The following is a 15,536-nucleotide window of genomic DNA, read 5'->3' as shown; positions in this document are numbered from 1 at the left end:
CGTCACATCCGGCTGAGGTAATAAGTGTACTCCGCAGGGGTAATGGGATCTTGAATTGTCGCAATCTCATCGCGCTTAACAGTCGCATAGAGGTCACGGTAATCGCCAAATATGTCCTGCGCTATAGGCGCAGAGGCAAATCGATCGACGGCGGAATACCAGTCATGATCCAGCGGTTTGGCCGGTACGCAATCGGGATCGTCCAGCGGGCGCTGCAATTCCGGTGCGTTTTCCAATCCGTGCATCATGCCGCCCAGAATGGCCGCCATTGCCAGATAAGGGTTGGTATCCGCACCGCTGATGCGATGTTCCAGACGCGCGCCCGGCCCATTGGTCTCGGGCAACCGGACCGAGGCCGCGCGGTTGTCCAGCCCCCAGTCAGGCGTGGCCGGCGCAAAGCTGTTGGGCCGGAAGCGGCGGTATGAATTACCATGCGGCGCGAATATTGCCTGAAGGTCACGCATACTGCCCAGAACACCGGAAACAGCGTTAAGCAGGTTCTGCGAAATCTCTTCTTCATCCGTCGGTGAGAAGATGTTCTTGCCGCTTTTGTCGACGACCGAGGCGTGCACATGCATACCGTTCCCGGGGTGATCCAGATAGGGTTTGGCCATGAAGGTGGCCTCGAACCCATGGCTGGCTACAACGCCGCGAACCAGACGTCGGAACAAGATTGCCGTCTCAGCCGCGGCCAGAACGTCATCGGTGTGGTGGAAATTGATCTCAAACTGGCCGGGGCCGTATTCAGCGATCAGTGTATCGGTTGACAGGCCCTGCGCCGCGCTGGCGGACAGGATGTCATTCAAAATCGCCTCGCGCCGGGCCAATAGCTCCATGTCATAGTTTTGTGCATCGGGGCTGAAGGAAGGCGGGCAGGGGGCATCGTCCCGTTCGTTGCGCGGGCGAAGAATGTAGAATTCAAGCTCGGTCGCAACGACAGGGCGCCAACCCTTGTCATCGAACCTGTTCCAGACCGAGCGCAGCAGCTCACGCGGGGATTGCGGGCTGATGTTGCCCTGCATGTCCGTCATTTCAACCAGAACCTGCGCCACGTTCCCGGCCAGCCATGGCGCAGGGTGCAGCGTGCCCTCAATCGGGATCAGAATGCCGTCGGGATCGCCAAATTCGATACCCAGTCCGGTATTTTCAACCTCATTGCCCATGATTGCGGGCGCATAGGTCGAAAGGGGCAGACGAATTGCCCCTTTTTCTATTTTGTCGATGCCGTCGCCAGGCACCCATTTGCCCCGAAGAACCGCGTTGAGGTCGCATAGCAGCAACTCGATGCGGTCCGGGACGCCGTGCGCCTGGCAATAGGCGTCGTAGTCATTGGCAAAACTCATGCCGCCTGCTCCGCCATTTGTTCTTCCTGCTGGCGCTTTTTCACAGCGCGTTTGCTTGCGAGCGAGGCACTGATTGTGCCGATCGTGACCAAACCGATCAGAATGGTCGACAGCGCGTTGATCTCGGGGCTGACGCCCAAACGGACCGAACTGAAGATTTTGATCGGCAAGGTGGTTGACGACGGTCCTGCCACGAAGGACGAAATCACCAGGTCATCCAGCGACAGCGTCAGCGCCAGCAACCAGCCCGAGATCACCGCAGGCGCGATGATCGGCAGTGTCACGGATCTGAACGCATCGAACGGTGTGCAGCCCAGATCCAGCGCGGCCTCTTCAACCGAGCGGTCAAAGCTGACCAGACGCGAGCTAACCACAACTGACACGTAACACATCGAGAATGTGGTGTGCGCCAGAACGATGGTTATGATACCTCGATCCAGTCCGATCGAAATGAACAGCAGCAACAGCGACAGACCTGTGATCACTTCGGGCATCACGAGCGGTGCGTAGATCATGCCCGAGAACAGCGTGCGGCCGAAAAACCGCCCGCCGCGAACCAGAACATAAGCCGCCATCGTGCCCAGAACGGTCGCCGCTATGGAGGATGCAAATGCAACCTTCAACGTGACCACCGCCGCATCCAGAAACGCCTCGTTCTTCATCAGTTCACCGTACCACTTGGTCGAGAACCCACCCCAAACCGTCACCAGCCGGGATTCGTTGAAGCTGTAGATGATCAGGATGACCATCGGCAGATACAGGAACGCAAATCCAAGCGTCAGAGAGGTTGTATTGAACCATGTCAAACGTCTCATTGCTCGGCCTCCATCATTTTCTGTTCGTTGCGCTGGTACAGCACGATCGGGATGATCAGGATCAGCAGCAGAACGATGGCCACTGCGCTTGCTACCGGCCAGTCACGGTTCGAGAAGAATTCTTCGAACAGAACCTTACCGATCATCAGCGTTCCGGATCCGCCCAGAAGTGTCGGAATGACGAACTCCCCCAGTGCTGGAATGAAGACAAGGAAACAGCCCGCAATGATGCCAGATTTCGACAGCGGTACCGTGATCAGCCAGAAAGCGGTGGTTCTGGAACAGCCAAGGTCTTCACCGGCCTCCAAAAGGGATCCGTCCAGTTTTTCCAGCGTCGAATATATCGGCAGGATCATGAACGGGCAGTAAGTATAGACGATACCGATATAGACGGCCACGTTGGTGTTCAAGATTGTCAGAGGCTCGCCAATGACACCCAGCCAAATCAGGAACTGGTTCAGCAGTCCTTCCTGGCTGAGGATACCCATCCAGGCATAAACCCGGATCAGGAAGCTGGTCCAGAAGGGCAGGATCACCAGCATCATTAGGGTCGGGCGCCATTCGTCGGGCGCGTTTGCCATGCCGTAGGCGATTGGAAAACCGACCAGAAGGCACAAGAAAGTAGCCAGAAATGCAATCTTGAGACTGGACAGATAGCTTTTCCAGTACAGATCGTCAGTTGTCAGAAAGGCAAAGTTTTCAAAATCGAGTTGCGAAAAGAACTCTTTGATTGATGTCCAACCACCGGCCAGATCCAGTGTCGGAGTGTAGGGTGGAATTGCCAGTGCGGTGTCCGACAGCGAGATCTTGAGAACGATCCCGAACGGGATCAGGAACAAGATCAGCAGCCATACATATGGCACTGAGATGAGGAAAAAACGCCTGAAGTTCATAGCTTACCCCGTCACTGGTCCAGCACGATGCCGGCTGTTTCAGTCCAGGACAGCCAAACGTCGTCGTCCCATGTCAGATCACGGCGTGCCAGACGCCGGTTGTTGGCGGTCTGCGCCTTGACCATGGTGCCGTTGGGCAGTTCGACCTTGTAGGTCGAGATATTGCCCAGATAGGCAATGTCGTGAATTTTGCCCTGTACGACATTTATCTGAGTATCCGGCCGTTCTTTGCTGATGTTCACCTTCTCCGGGCGGATAGCGAACGTGCATCGCGCTTCGACATCCGGAGCGTGCGGGCATTCGGCCACCAGCGGCGCCTGGCCTTCGGCCCAGAACAGCTCGGTTTTGCCGTCGCCACGTGGCTTGGTGTTGCCTTCGATCAGGTTCACGTCGCCGATAAAGTCAGCAACATAGACAGAATTCGGAGATTCGTAGATACGCCCGGGGGTTTCGACCTGGATTAACTCGCCATGGTCCATAACTGCGATGCGGCTTGCTACGGTCATCGCCTCTTCCTGATCGTGGGTCACGATCACGAAGGTGGTGCCGGTCTTTTCCTGGATATCCATTAGCTCGAACTGCGTGTCCTGACGCAGTTTCTTGTCCAGCGCACCAAGGGGTTCGTCCAGCAAAAGCAGCTTGGGGGCTTTGGCAAGTGAACGCGCCAGAGCAACACGCTGACGTTGGCCGCCGGAAATCTGATGGGGCTTGCGCTGCGAGAAATTTTGAAGCTGAACAAGGTTTAGCATTTCTTCAACGCGCTCTTCGATTTGAGCCTTAGGCATATTATCACGCTTCAGACCAAAGGCGACGTTTTCCCGGACCGTAAGGTGCGGGAACAGCGCATAGCTTTGGAACATCATGTTTACGGCGCGCTTGTTCGGAGGGATGTTGGCCATATCCTTGCCGTCGATCGTGATTACGCCTTCGGTGGGCGTTTCAAAACCGCCCAGCATCCGCATCAGGGTAGTCTTGCCGCAACCCGACGGTCCTAGCAGTGCAAAGAACTCCTGACGATAGATGTCCAGAGTTACGTCGTTGATTGCGGTAAATGTACCGAACTTCTTGGTCACCGACTTGAAGGAAATCAGCGGTGTTTCCTGCGGATCGGTCCAAGGTTCAAAGGTAGATGAAACTGCCGGTTGGTTCATTTTTGTCCCTCCTGACGGACACCGCCCGGCCACATTATTTGGCCGGGCGGTCCTGGATCAGCATTGTTAGAGCTTAGGTGCCCGATTTAACCTTGGTCCAAAGACGGGTCGCAGCACGCTGTGCTTTCGGCCCCCAAGGAGAGGTAGTATACAGGTTTTGCATTGTGTTTTCATCCGGATAAATCGCGGTGTCACCAATGACGTCTGCTTCAAGTTCTTGCGTCTCCGGGTTCACACCGTTTGCAAAGTAGACGTAGTTTGAAGCCGATGCGATATTTTCAGGATTGATGATGAAGTCGATGAAGGCATGAGCCGCTTCGACGTTTGGAGCGTCTGCCGGGATAGCCATCTGGTCGAACCACATTAGCGAGCCTTCCTGAACCGCGTTATACACGATTTCGATCCCGTTCTCAGCTTCTGCCGCACGGTCACGCGCCTGCAGAACGTCGCCAGACCAGCCGAAGGCCACACAGATGTCGCCATTTGCCAGCGCGGTGATGTATTCCGAGCTGTTGTACTTTTTGACATACGGGCGAACCGCAGACAGAACGGCCTCGGCCTTTTGGATGGTCTCAACATCCTGAGCATCGGGGTTTTCGCCGATATAGTTCAGCGCCGCAGGGATCATCTCACCCGGGGCATCAAGAAAATACACGCCACATTCGGCCAGTTTTTCCATGTTCTCGGGGTTGAAAACCAGTTCCAGCGAATCGAGCGGAGCGTCTTCGCCCAGAACCGCGTGGACTTTTTCAGGGATCGCACCGATGCCGGTGGTGCCCCACATGTAGGTCACGGAATAGGCGTTGTCGGGGTCATAGCGCGTGGTGCGCTCCTGGATTGTGTCCCACAGATGCTCGGCGTTCGACAGTTTGGATTTGTCCAGCGGCTGGAACACGCCTGCAGTGATCTGACGCTGCAGGAAGGTGCCCGAGGGCACAACAACGTCATAGCCCGACTGGCCGGCCAGCAGCTTTGTTTCCAGAACTTCGTTGCTGTCGAAGACGTCATAAATCAGATTGATGCCGGTTTCGGCTTCGAACTTCGCCAGAAGCTCTTCATCGATGTAGTCAGACCAGTTGTATACGCGTACTTCGTCGGCCCAAGCGGTTTGTGCTGCGATCGCAGCGGCAAAAACCATCGCGCCTGATTTCAAGTTAAGCATATGTTCCTCCCTTTCGGTTTTATTTAGTCTGATCGCACTTTTGATCAAAAAATGATTCTTTGCAATCCCTACACTCATATTTGATAGTTTAGCGACCCTTGGCTATAACTTCAAAAGAACGATCCGTTGGCCAGTTGACCAATGAAGGGAGAGAGATGAACCGCTTAGTAGGCAAAAAGCCAGAGCATGAGACAATTTATGCGCAATTGAGAGAGCAGCTGCTTTTCGGTGAATTCGTCCCGGGGCAACCTTTGACCATACATGGGTTGGCCGAATCGATTGGGTCTGGCGTCACTCCTATTCGCGAAGCGATTCGCCGCCTGACAGCAGAAGGGGCTCTGGTCGTTCGCGAAAACCGTCGGGTTGAAGTTCCTGACATGACGTATGCTCGTCTGGAGCAAATCGAATTGGTCAGAGTCTCAGTAGAGCCGGTTCTTGCCATGATGGGCGCAAAAAACAATGTCAGCGGGGTAGCGGCCGAGCTTGAGCGGCTGGATCAAGAAGTCAACCACGCGATAGAAGTCGGTGACATCCGAAAATACCTCGAAGCAAACTATCGATTTCATTTTACGCTTTATGCAGCAGCAGATGCAGAAGTGCTGTTACGCGTTGCGGAATCGCTGTGGTTGCAGATCGGCCCGGCCCTGCGTGTCGGGTGTGGTCGCTTTGGAACCGCTAATTTGGTGGATCAACATCACGCGGCAACTGTCGCCCTGCGGGTGGGGGATTTTGAGGCTGTCAGGTCGGCTTTTGAGGAGGATATTCGCCAAGGAATGAAGTTCGTTTCGCAGACATTGAAGTGATGCTGAAAGCGATCAAATCCGGCTTTTGGAAAACCGGAGATTGACTATCTTCATTTTTTGATCAAAACTTCGATCAGGCGACATCAGCTTATTCGATGTCCTAGGAGGTTTTGATGGTATCCGAGAAAAAGTTGACTTGGCAGGATAGTCTGCCCGAAGAATTTGCGGTGCATGCTCGCCAGCGCAAGATCGATGAGGTCGAGTGCATCGTGCCGGATATTGCCGGAACCTCTCGTGGTAAGGCAATGCCGGCGGTGAAGTTCGATCCCGCCACAGATCTGGCGCTTCCTATTTCACTTTTCTATCAGACGATCTCGGGCGAGTACGTTGATATGGAGATTGAGGGACAGTGGCTGGAAAAGGATATTGTCCTCAAGCCTGACATGAATACAGCCTGTGCGGTTCCGTGGTCGGATGATGTCTCGGTTCAGGTGATCTGTGATATGTTTAACCGCGATGGATCTGCGCTGGCGATCTCGCCTCGTGTTGTTTTGCAGCGAGTTGTTCAAGCATTTGCGGACAAAAACTGGAAACCGGTCGTTGCTCCTGAGCTGGAGTTCTATCTGACCAAGCCGAATCTTGATCCCAACGAACCCATCGAACCCCCGGTCGGCCGCACTGGACGCCGAGGTGCCAGCCGACAGGTCTATTCGATGGCGGCTGTCGATGATCATGGGCCGGTGATCGATACGATCTACGATTTTGCCGAAGCTCAGGGCTTAGAAATCGATACTGTGATCCAGGAAGGCGGCGCCGGACAGATTGAGATCAACTTGATGCATGGTAATCCGGTGCATCTTGCTGACCAGGTGTTCTACTTCAAGCGCACGATCCGCGAGGCGGCGTTGAAGAACGGTATGTTTGCAACCTTCATGGCCAAACCCATTCGTGACGAGCCCGGTAGCGCCATGCACGTGCACCAGAGCATTGTCGAAGTGGACACCGGCAAGAACATCTTCTCGAACGAGGATGGAACTGAGTCGGACCTGTTCCGCTGGTTCATTGGCGGTTCGCAGAAATATATGAAGCAGATCGTTCCGTTGCTGGCGCCGTATGTAAACTCTTACCGTCGGATCACGGTCGAAGGCCAAAGTGCCCCGGCCAATCTGGAATGGGCCAGTGACAACCGCACCACCGGTTTGCGGGTGCCGCATTCCGGCCCGGCTGCGCGGCGGTTGGAGAACCGCGTCATTGGTATGGACTGCAATCCGTACATTGCGATCGCGGCGTCGCTGGCATGTGGGTATCTGGGGATGATCAACAAGATCGAACCTCGCGCCGAAGCCAAGAAAGAGGTCTGGGAGGCGGAAGAGCCGCTACCGGCCAGCCTGCGCGAGGCGTTGGATCTGTTCGATGATGCAGCCGATATCCGGGCGGTTCTCGGCGAAGAATTTTGCCAGCTTTATTCGGATATCAAGCGCGCAGAAAACGAAGAGTATCAGCGCGAGATTTCCCCCTGGGAACGCCAGCACCTTCTGTTGAATGTTTGATTGGAGAAGCTAACATGACAACACTTGCAAACCACCTGCCCACCGCCGAATTGCAGGCGCTAGATGCTGCCCATCACCTGCACCCCTTTACCAAGGGCGATGAGCTGAACGAAAAGGGCGCGCGGGTCATTACCGGCGCAAAAGGTGTTTGGCTACGCGACAGTGAAGGCACCGAGATTCTGGACGGAATGGCCGGTCTTTGGTGTGTCAACATCGGTTACGGCCGAGAGGAACTGGCCGAGGTTGCTGCCCGTCAGATGAAAGAGCTGCCGTACTACAACACCTTCTTCCAGACAACGCACGTACCTGCGTTGATGCTGGCGAAGAAGCTGGCTGAACTGGCCCCCGGCGATCTGAACCACGTGTTCTTTGCAAACGGTGGCTCGGATGCAAACGACACCAACATCCGCCTCGTACGCACGTACTGGGCCGAGAAGGGCCAGCCAGAGCGTGACGTGATTATTTCGCGCTGGAACGCCTATCACGGTTCAACCATCGGCGGCACATCGTTGGGCGGCATGAAGGGTATGCATGGACAGGGCAGCCTGCCGATTCCAGGCATCGAATTCATTGACCAGCCCCATTGGTGGGCTGAAGGTGGTGACATGACGCCCGAGGAGTTCGGGCTTGAGCGTGCGCGTCAGCTTGAGGAAAAGATCAAAGAGGTTGGCCCGGAAAAGGTTGCGGCCTTCATCGGGGAGCCTATTCAGGGTGCTGGTGGCGTGGTCGTACCACCGTCGACCTACTGGCCGGAAATTCAGCGTATCTGTAAGAAATATGACATTTTGCTGATCGCGGATGAGGTGATCTGCGGTTTTGGCCGCACCGGCAACTGGTTCGGATCACAGACGCTGGGTATTGAACCCGATATCATGACCGTCGCAAAAGGCCTCAGCTCGGGTTATGCGCCAATCGGTGCGTCAATTATATCTGACAAGGTTGCCAAGGTTCTTGATGGGACCGAGTTCAACCACGGGTACACTTATTCCGGCCATCCAGTTGCTTGCGCCGTTGCGCTAGAGAACTTGCGGATTCTGGAAGAGGATGGCGTCATCAAGCACGTTCAGAATGTGGCGGCGCCGCACCTGAAGGAAAAGTGGGAAGCGCTGGCAGATCATCCGCTGGTCGGTGAAGCGAAAATCGTTGGTATGATGGCTTCGATCGCACTGACTCCTGACAAAGCGACCCGTGCGGAATTTGCGACGGATGCTGGCACTGTTGGCTACATCTGCCGCGAGCGGTGTTTTGCAAACAACGTTATCATGCGCCATGTCGGCGACCGGATGATCATTTCACCGCCGCTGACCATCACACCTGAAGAAATCGATATACTGATTGAACGGGCCCGAAAATCGCTTGACGAATGTCTCGAGCAGATCCGCTCGGACGGAATGTTCAAAGCGGCCTGAAATACGAGAACCCAATGGACCTGCTGACTGCAAATGACCGCTCGGGTGAATACCCGGATTCTTACTACGCCGACGTGGCGGAAACCCTTGATCGGTTTCCCAAAGCACAGGGATCGCTGGAATGCGATGTCTGTGTCGTTGGGGCTGGTTTCACCGGGCTTTCGGCTGCGTATCACTTAGCGCAGCGCGGCTATGACGTGATTGTTCTGGACGCGCAGCGTGTGGGCTTTGGCGCGTCTGGCCGCAATGGTGGTCAGGTCAGCATGGGCCAGCGGGTCGATCAGGAAGACTTGGAAGGTATGGTCGGTGATGAGCATGCGCGCGAATTATGGGACATCGGCGCACAGGCCGTTGATCTGGTGCGCTCGCTGAGCCAGCGGCCCGAAGTCAAAGCCGATTTCCATGATGGCGTGATCCACGCGGTTCATCGCGAGCGCTATCAGCCCCACAGTGTTGAATATGTCGAGCATATGTCCAACAAGTATGGATACGACAAAATCCGCCTGCTGGACAAAGATGAATGCCGCCATTTGGTCAATTCACCTGCCTATCATGGTGGCACGCTGGACATGGGTGCAGGGCATGTGAATCCGTTCGAGCTGGTCCTTGGTCTGGCGCGTCTCGCCGTGAACGCCGGCGCGCGGATTTTCGAGCAATCGAAGGTAACTAAGGTCAAGGAAGGCGATCCCGCCCTCGTGACGACAGAAGGCGCCAGCATCAAGGCTCGCTACGTGGTTATGGGCTGCAACGGCTATCTTGGCACCATGCATAAGCATGTGGCACAGCGGGTTATGCCGATCAACAACTTCATCGTGTCCACCGAACCGTTGAGCCCGACGGCGCAGGAAGAGATCATTCGCAACAATTATGCGGTTGCCGACAGCAAGTTCGTGATCAATTACTTCCGTTTCTCGGATGATCACCGCCTTTTGTTTGGCGGCACCGAAAGCTATGGCTACAAATTCCCGGCGGATATCGCGATCGCAGTGCGTAAGCCGATGATCGAGATCTTTCCACAGTTGAAAGACATTGGCATAGAACATGCCTGGGGCGGTACGTTGGGCATCACCATGAACCGGATGCCGCATTTTGAACGGATCGGCGGCAACATTCTAACCATGTCGGGTTTTTCCGGCGCGGGCGTTGCGTTGGGTACATTGTCCGGCCAGATCGCCGCTGACGCCATTGCTGGACAGGCGGAACGTTTCGACATCATGGCCAAGGTACCAACCAAGACCTTCCCGGGTGGGCCGATGTTCCGCACGCCGCTTCTGGTTCTGGCGATGCTGTGGTTCAGCCTTCGCGACAAATTGTAAGGTAAATTCCCGGAGTGCAAAGCGCCGGGTGGTGATAGAAAACTAAATGGACAGTTAGTTAGATATATGTGTGCCGCAGTGACAAAACCGGATGGACGCATCAAGCGGGGTGAGGAAACCCAATCCCGCATTCTGCAGGCTGCCATCGATTGCATTGCAGAGTTCGGCCTTGGCGGCACCACTATCGGGCGCGTGGCCGAGCGTTCCGGCGTTTCGCACTCGTTGGTTATTGTTCACTTCAAGTCCAAAAAGAACTTGTTTACGGCTGTCCTGCGAGAGCTTTGCGAACCCTACGAAGAGGAATGGGTAGCGCTGTGCAATGATGAGCAGGGCGATCCGTTGGACCGGCTGATGCGCATGGCCGAGATGGAATTGCAGCACGCGTCACAGAACCCAAAAGCGATCGCCGTTTGGTTCGCTTATTGGGGCCTGCGCGAGGGCACCGAGATGTATGGCGAGATTGTCGGGCCGGATGATCTGACTCATACTCAAACCCTGAGACGCTTGGTGGGCGAGGTCTGTGTTGGTCAGTCAGCCGAACAGGTAGAAACCATCTACTATGGTGTTTCGTCCATGCTGTGGGGGTACCTGTCGATGGTTCACGTCGGCACGACCCCACCGTCACCTGAACGCGTTTTGTGCGCAATCCGTCAATTCCTCGATCCATACGTTTCGGATGGCAAGACCCCCTCATCCGAACCTGACGCGAGTGCTGGTCGATGAAGAGACTTTATGAACCCCTTGCTTATGGTGACCGGCCAATTCGGGATCGGTATTGGGACAGCACCGTCGAAACCCCACTGCCGGATTATCCCGCCCATACCGGTGAAACCACTTGTGAATTTGCCATTATCGGCGGCGGGTATACTGGCCTTTCGGCGGCTTTGACCCTGGCTGAATCTGGCGCGGACGTGGTGTTGTTGGATGCTCAAGGTCCCGGCTGGGGCGCATCGGGTCGAAACGGTGGTCTGGTCTCGGTCGGCAGCGCCAAGATGGAAGACGAGGATATCGTCAAGAAATACGGGGCAGTAGACGCGCGATTGTTTTTCGATGCGGAACGAGCCTCAGTCGATCTGGTTGAAGAATATCTGGACCGTTTCAAGCTTGATGTGGATCGCCATTCCAAAGGCTACACCTTCGTCGCCCACCGCAAGGATGCGGTTGAGGGACTGAAAGAATACGGGCAGGAATACACCAATCGATACGGGTTGCCCTACGAATTCGTGCCCAAAGAAGAGATGGTCGAACAGGGCTTGAACAGTCCTGATTTTCATGGCGCGGTTCATCTGCCCATCGGGTTTGCCCTGAACCCGATGAAGTTTGTGTTGGGCCTGACCCGTCAGGCCAAGGCCGCCGGGGTGCGCATGTTCTCGCATTCGCCGGTGACCCGGATTGCACAAGACAACGGCCATGTATTGCACACGCCCAAAGGGATCGTGCGTGCGAAGAAACTGCTGATCGCCACCAACGGTTATTCCTCGGACGATTTGCCCCGCGCCTTTGCGGGTCGCTATCTGCCGGTGCAGTCGAACATTCTGGTCACCCGCCCGATGAGCGACGACGAGATCAAGGCACAGGGATGGTGGAGCAAGCAGATGGTCTGCGACTCGCGCACGTTGCTACATTACTTCCGTCTGCTGCCGGATAATCGGATGCTGCTGGGCCTTCGCGGTTCGGTTCGCGTGACCGAAGGCAACATCGCAGCGACCGAGGCTAAGGCCCGCGCCGACTTTGAACAGATGTTCCCCGAATGGCGGCATGTGGAAACGGCGCATTTTTGGTCGGGCCTGATTTGCATGACCCGAAATCTGGTGCCGTTTGCCGGGGCGGTTCCTGGGCTGGAAAACGCTTGGGCCGCGCTGGGGTATCATGGCGGCGGCGTGACCATGGCACCCTATGCCGGCGCGTTGATTGCCGACATGGCGCTGGGTCGCGAAACCCGACCACATCCCAATTTGATGAAACGGCCGATGCGCCGGTTCGAACTTGGCCCCTGGCGGCGCGCATCGCTGCCGCTGGCCTTCACCTGGTACAACATCAAAGACAACATCTGACCCCCTCTAAGGAGAGTGACATGGGCGTACTGAACCTGAAAAAACTACCTGAAATTGCCGAAGATCAGCTGGAAGATTGGGGGGCAGTGCCCGAACCCATCGACAGCGAACCGTCGCTGCTGCGCGGTCTGACTCTGGCCGAAAACGAAGACGGATCCGAGGTTGGCGTGTGGACCTGTACCCCGGGCAAATGGCGCCGCAAGATCCAGGATGCTGAAATGTGCTATTTCACTCACGGTTCGTGCACCTATACCGATGAGCAAGGCAATGTGACCGAAATCAATGCCGGTGACATGGTCTACTTCCCGGCCATGAGCCTGGGCATCTGGGAGATCAAGGAACACTCCCGCAATGCCTACATCACCTACAAGAGCAAGTAATCATGGGGCGCACCTGCACCCCCGTTTCCCAATAAGCGAGGCTAACCATGACTTACGCAAATACCGACAAGTTCTACATCAACGGTGAATGGGTTGATCCGCTGTCCTCGACCCCGCTTGACGTCATTAACCCGGCCACCGAAGAAACATTTGCCACACTGTCTATGGGCACGTCAGCAGATGTCGATAGGGCCGTCGCTGCGGCGAAAGAGGCATATAAAACCTGGGGTCGCACTTCTCGAGAAGAGCGTCTGGCCGTGATGGAGCGTGTGCTTGAGGTCTACAAGCGCCGTCATGATGAATTTGCGCTGGCGATTTCGACTGAAATGGGCGCACCGATCTCGATGGCCAAAGAAGAACAAGCCGCGGTTGGCGTCAGCCACCTTGAGGCGATGATCGAGGCATTGAAAGCGTTCGAACTCGAAAAGACCATGCCAAACGGCGATACTCTGATGCGCGGCCCGATCGGTGTTTGCGGCATGATCACGCCTTGGAACTGGCCGATCAACCAGATCGTCCTTAAGGTTGCGCCGGCTTTGGCTGCAGGCTGCACCATGGTTTTGAAACCGTCCGAAATGACGCCGATTTCCGCAATACTCTACGCCGAGGTTCTGGATGAGGCCGGTGTGCCAGCGGGTGTTTTCAACCTTGTTCATGGCTTTGGTCCTGATGTGGGGTCGGCTCTGTCCAGGCATCCTGATGTCACCATGATGTCCTTCACCGGATCCTATCGGGGTGGTACCGCAGTTAGCGTCGACAGTGCGCCTTACGTCAAACGCGTTGCGCTGGAATTGGGCGGTAAGTCACCCAACCTGATTTTCGCCGATGCAGATCTTGAAAGCGCGGTCGAAAACGGTATCGGCTACGTCATGGGCAATACCGGCCAAAGTTGTGATGCACCGTCGCGTATGCTGGTCGAGGCGTCTGTCTATGACAAGGCAGTTGAGTTGGCCAAGGCCGTCACCGAAGAAGTCGAAGTTGGTAATCCGGTGGAAGAGGGTGAACATATTGGCCCGCTGGCGTCTGAGGCGCATTGGAACAAAGTACAGTCGATGATCCAGATGGGCATTGACGAAGGCGCGACGCTGGTGACCGGCGGCACAGGCAAGCCTGAGGGTTTTGAAACCGGATACTTCGTCAAACCGACGATTTTTGTCAATGTCACCAACGACATGAGAATCGCGCGCGAAGAGATATTTGGCCCTGTCGTAGTCATCATCCCCTTCACCGACGAGGAAGATGCGATCGCCATTGCCAACGACACCGACTACGGCCTGTCGTCGCACATCTATTCGGGCGACTCCGAACGCGTCCTGCGTGTTGCCCGCCGGCTTGAGGCCGGAATGGTCAATGTCAACGGCAACTATATCGAAGCTGGCAGCCCGTTCGGTGGCTACAAGCAGTCTGGTGTCGGGCGTGAAGGCGGTGTGCTGGGGCTAGAGGAATTCCTTGAGGCCAAAGCTGTCTCGGCCTTCTGAAAGCAGTGAAGAATTTCGCATGGGGGAACCCCACGCAATCCGTCGCGCCCGGAAACCGGCGCAAACTCAATAAGGAGGACTACAATGAAAACAGGACAAATTCTTGCATCTGGACTTGTCGCTGCCAGCCTTTTCTGCGGCACCACCGCTCTGGCGCAGGACAAGCCTGCAAACAGCAGCAAGGCGACAAAACAGCAGATCGTCGAGCCCTATTCCGATGCGACCGCCATCTGGGATGGCGAATGCAAAGGTGGCATCTATTTTGCGACCGACAGTTCTGCTCAGGCCTATTGCGATGAAGGTGATGAGGGTCTTTCGGTTGCCCTGGGATCGTGGTCGGTAAATGGCAGCGGGAAACTGTGCTTCAAAGTTACCTATTATTTCGATGATGACGGCGAAACAGGCCAAGAAAATGAAAAAGAGTGCATCAAGCACGTCGTTGCCCCCGACGGTAACCTCTGGGTCAAATACGAAGGCGAAGGCTGGTTCGAATACGACGAAGACAATGAAAGCGGTAATGCGCTGAAGTCTGACATCGCCAAGCTGCGCGCCCAGCTGGGTGTGTAAGCACGCTGACGCAAAGGATTGATCCATGAGCAACAAGATCACCCGGATTAGCCGCGAAGGTACTGCGGAAACCGACAATCTGCCCAACATAATTTCGGGCAGTGATGTCGCCAAGCTGTGGCTGGGTTACACCGATACCACCGAGCAGCTTTCTGTCGGCCATTGGGAAAGTGATGCCTGCAAGTTTTCGGTAAAGTGGGAAGAGCACGGTCTTAGCCAGGGCAGGTACTAGAAGTTCAAATCCAGATATGGCGGCATGGAAGTGTCCGGCGCAACCAAGCTGAAGGCTTTGGAATGCGAAAATGCCAAGCTGAATTGGTGGCTGGCGGATAGGCTGTTGGATAACATCACACAATGCCTATTTTGCCGGCTTGATGGTGACAATGGAACAGAGTTGACCAGACGGGCGATTTTGAAATGGGCAAACGGCAACGGCAACGACTGGCATAGTATTGATACTGGCAAACTGCAGCGAAAGTTCTTCATCGTGTAATTCAACGGTAAACAGCGTCACGAGTTATTGAACGATGAAATGTTTGCCTGCCTCGAAGATGCGCATCGGACGCTTGAGAAATTTGCGGACTCCGCACCCGGTGCGCCCGTTCAAACCGATGATCAGGAATGTGACTACCAGATCCGCAGCCTCTCTCCTATGCAGACTGTCTCAGGTCACAG

The 15,536-nt window shown here is 55.5% G+C and carries 16 protein-coding genes; 11 read left to right on the top strand and 5 right to left on the bottom strand.

Annotated features, from left to right (window positions below; genetic code table 11):
* Nucleotides 1-2: 2 nt before the first annotated feature.
* From BLU89_RS10485 to BLU89_RS10465, 5 genes are all read right to left on the bottom strand, one after another.
* Nucleotides 3-1,343, bottom strand: coding sequence for a glutamine synthetase family protein (locus tag BLU89_RS10485; RefSeq protein ID WP_074736780.1), 1,341 nt, complete (start codon nt 1,341-1,343; stop codon nt 3-5).
* Nucleotides 1,340-2,158: an ABC transporter permease gene (locus BLU89_RS10480; protein ID WP_074736779.1), complete on the bottom strand. Its 819-nt coding sequence runs from the start codon at nt 2,156-2,158 to the stop codon at nt 1,340-1,342. Before BLU89_RS10480 ends, BLU89_RS10485 begins: the two co-directional genes overlap by 4 nt.
* Nucleotides 2,155-3,051 carry an ABC transporter permease subunit gene (locus BLU89_RS10475; RefSeq protein ID WP_074736778.1) on the bottom strand — a complete coding sequence of 299 codons (897 nt, stop codon included), beginning with the start codon at nt 3,049-3,051 and terminating at the stop codon, nt 2,155-2,157. Before BLU89_RS10475 ends, BLU89_RS10480 begins: the two co-directional genes overlap by 4 nt.
* An 11-nt stretch (nt 3,052-3,062) precedes the next feature.
* Nucleotides 3,063-4,202 (bottom strand): ABC transporter ATP-binding protein, encoded by a 1,140-nt coding sequence (locus BLU89_RS10470; RefSeq protein WP_074736777.1) that lies wholly within the window; start codon nt 4,200-4,202, stop codon nt 3,063-3,065.
* Between the two features lie 73 nt (nt 4,203-4,275).
* Entirely contained in the window at nt 4,276-5,364 is a 1,089-nt protein-coding gene (locus BLU89_RS10465; protein ID WP_074736776.1) for a polyamine ABC transporter substrate-binding protein, read from the bottom strand.
* Between the two features lie 134 nt (nt 5,365-5,498).
* Between BLU89_RS10465 and BLU89_RS10460 the strand changes: the two genes are divergently transcribed.
* The 11 genes from BLU89_RS10460 to BLU89_RS21945 all read left to right on the top strand — a co-directional run bounded on the left by BLU89_RS10460 (nt 5,499) and on the right by BLU89_RS21945 (nt 15,354).
* Nucleotides 5,499-6,167, top strand: a complete 669-nt coding sequence (locus BLU89_RS10460; protein ID WP_245709738.1) for a GntR family transcriptional regulator — start codon at nt 5,499-5,501, stop codon at nt 6,165-6,167.
* Nucleotides 6,168-6,280: 113 nt separating this feature from the next.
* Entirely contained in the window at nt 6,281-7,657 is a 1,377-nt protein-coding gene (locus BLU89_RS10455) for a glutamine synthetase family protein (RefSeq protein WP_074736774.1), read from the top strand.
* A gap of 14 nt (nt 7,658-7,671) precedes the next feature.
* Entirely contained in the window at nt 7,672-9,066 is a 1,395-nt protein-coding gene (locus tag BLU89_RS10450; protein ID WP_074736773.1) for an aspartate aminotransferase family protein, read from the top strand.
* 14 nt (nt 9,067-9,080) lie between these two features.
* A complete protein-coding gene (locus tag BLU89_RS10445) occupies nt 9,081-10,382 on the top strand; it encodes an NAD(P)/FAD-dependent oxidoreductase (protein ID WP_074736772.1) in 1,302 nt (433 codons plus the stop codon).
* 78 nt (nt 10,383-10,460) lie between these two features.
* Nucleotides 10,461-11,105, top strand: a complete 645-nt coding sequence (locus BLU89_RS10440) for a TetR/AcrR family transcriptional regulator (RefSeq protein WP_176797691.1) — start codon at nt 10,461-10,463, stop codon at nt 11,103-11,105.
* Nucleotides 11,102-12,436, top strand: a complete 1,335-nt coding sequence (locus tag BLU89_RS10435) for an NAD(P)/FAD-dependent oxidoreductase (protein ID WP_074736770.1) — start codon at nt 11,102-11,104, stop codon at nt 12,434-12,436. The genes BLU89_RS10440 and BLU89_RS10435 overlap by 4 nt, the downstream gene beginning before the upstream one ends.
* Nucleotides 12,437-12,456: 20 nt before the next feature.
* The gene (locus BLU89_RS10430) at nt 12,457-12,816 is read left to right on the top strand and encodes a cupin domain-containing protein (protein WP_074736769.1); all 360 of its coding nucleotides are present in this window, start codon (nt 12,457-12,459) and stop codon (nt 12,814-12,816) included.
* 47 nt (nt 12,817-12,863) lie between these two features.
* Complete coding sequence (locus BLU89_RS10425; RefSeq protein WP_074736768.1) at nt 12,864-14,294, top strand: aldehyde dehydrogenase family protein; 1,431 nt, start codon at nt 12,864-12,866, stop codon at nt 14,292-14,294.
* Between the two features lie 84 nt (nt 14,295-14,378).
* On the top strand, nt 14,379-14,861 hold the full coding sequence (locus tag BLU89_RS10420) for a DUF995 domain-containing protein (RefSeq protein ID WP_074736767.1): 483 nt from the start codon (nt 14,379-14,381) through the stop codon (nt 14,859-14,861).
* Between the two features lie 25 nt (nt 14,862-14,886).
* On the top strand, nt 14,887-15,093 hold the full coding sequence (locus BLU89_RS10415; protein WP_074736766.1) for a hypothetical protein: 207 nt from the start codon (nt 14,887-14,889) through the stop codon (nt 15,091-15,093).
* 24 nt (nt 15,094-15,117) lie between these two features.
* The gene (locus BLU89_RS21945) at nt 15,118-15,354 is read left to right on the top strand and encodes a hypothetical protein (protein WP_074736765.1); all 237 of its coding nucleotides are present in this window, start codon (nt 15,118-15,120) and stop codon (nt 15,352-15,354) included.
* Nucleotides 15,355-15,536 lie beyond the last annotated feature (182 nt).

Origin of the sequence: Ruegeria halocynthiae, from assembly GCF_900106805.1 — a bacterium.
Lineage (GTDB): Bacteria > Pseudomonadota > Alphaproteobacteria > Rhodobacterales > Rhodobacteraceae > Ruegeria > Ruegeria halocynthiae.
The sequence above is the reverse complement of the archived record's forward strand: the minus strand, read 5'-3'. Positions and strand labels throughout refer to the sequence as shown.

Excerpts from the sequence above, each read along its gene's own strand:
- BLU89_RS10485 (WP_074736780.1), bottom strand. The coding sequence starts at position 1,343 with ATGAGTTTTGCCAATGACTACGACGCCTATTGCCAGGCGCACGGCGTC.
- BLU89_RS10480 (WP_074736779.1), bottom strand. The coding sequence starts at position 2,158 with ATGAGACGTTTGACATGGTTCAATACAACCTCTCTGACGCTTGGATTT.
- BLU89_RS10475 (WP_074736778.1), bottom strand. The coding sequence starts at position 3,051 with ATGAACTTCAGGCGTTTTTTCCTCATCTCAGTGCCATATGTATGGCTG.
- BLU89_RS10470 (WP_074736777.1), bottom strand. The coding sequence starts at position 4,202 with ATGAACCAACCGGCAGTTTCATCTACCTTTGAACCTTGGACCGATCCG.
- BLU89_RS10465 (WP_074736776.1), bottom strand. The coding sequence starts at position 5,364 with ATGCTTAACTTGAAATCAGGCGCGATGGTTTTTGCCGCTGCGATCGCA.
- BLU89_RS10455 (WP_074736774.1), top strand. The coding sequence starts at position 6,281 with ATGGTATCCGAGAAAAAGTTGACTTGGCAGGATAGTCTGCCCGAAGAA.
- BLU89_RS10450 (WP_074736773.1), top strand. The coding sequence starts at position 7,672 with ATGACAACACTTGCAAACCACCTGCCCACCGCCGAATTGCAGGCGCTA.
- BLU89_RS10445 (WP_074736772.1), top strand. The coding sequence starts at position 9,081 with ATGGACCTGCTGACTGCAAATGACCGCTCGGGTGAATACCCGGATTCT.
- BLU89_RS10435 (WP_074736770.1), top strand. The coding sequence starts at position 11,102 with ATGAAGAGACTTTATGAACCCCTTGCTTATGGTGACCGGCCAATTCGG.
- BLU89_RS10430 (WP_074736769.1), top strand. The coding sequence starts at position 12,457 with ATGGGCGTACTGAACCTGAAAAAACTACCTGAAATTGCCGAAGATCAG.
- BLU89_RS10425 (WP_074736768.1), top strand. The coding sequence starts at position 12,864 with ATGACTTACGCAAATACCGACAAGTTCTACATCAACGGTGAATGGGTT.
- BLU89_RS10420 (WP_074736767.1), top strand. The coding sequence starts at position 14,379 with ATGAAAACAGGACAAATTCTTGCATCTGGACTTGTCGCTGCCAGCCTT.
- BLU89_RS10415 (WP_074736766.1), top strand. The coding sequence starts at position 14,887 with ATGAGCAACAAGATCACCCGGATTAGCCGCGAAGGTACTGCGGAAACC.
- BLU89_RS21945 (WP_074736765.1), top strand. The coding sequence starts at position 15,118 with ATGGAAGTGTCCGGCGCAACCAAGCTGAAGGCTTTGGAATGCGAAAAT.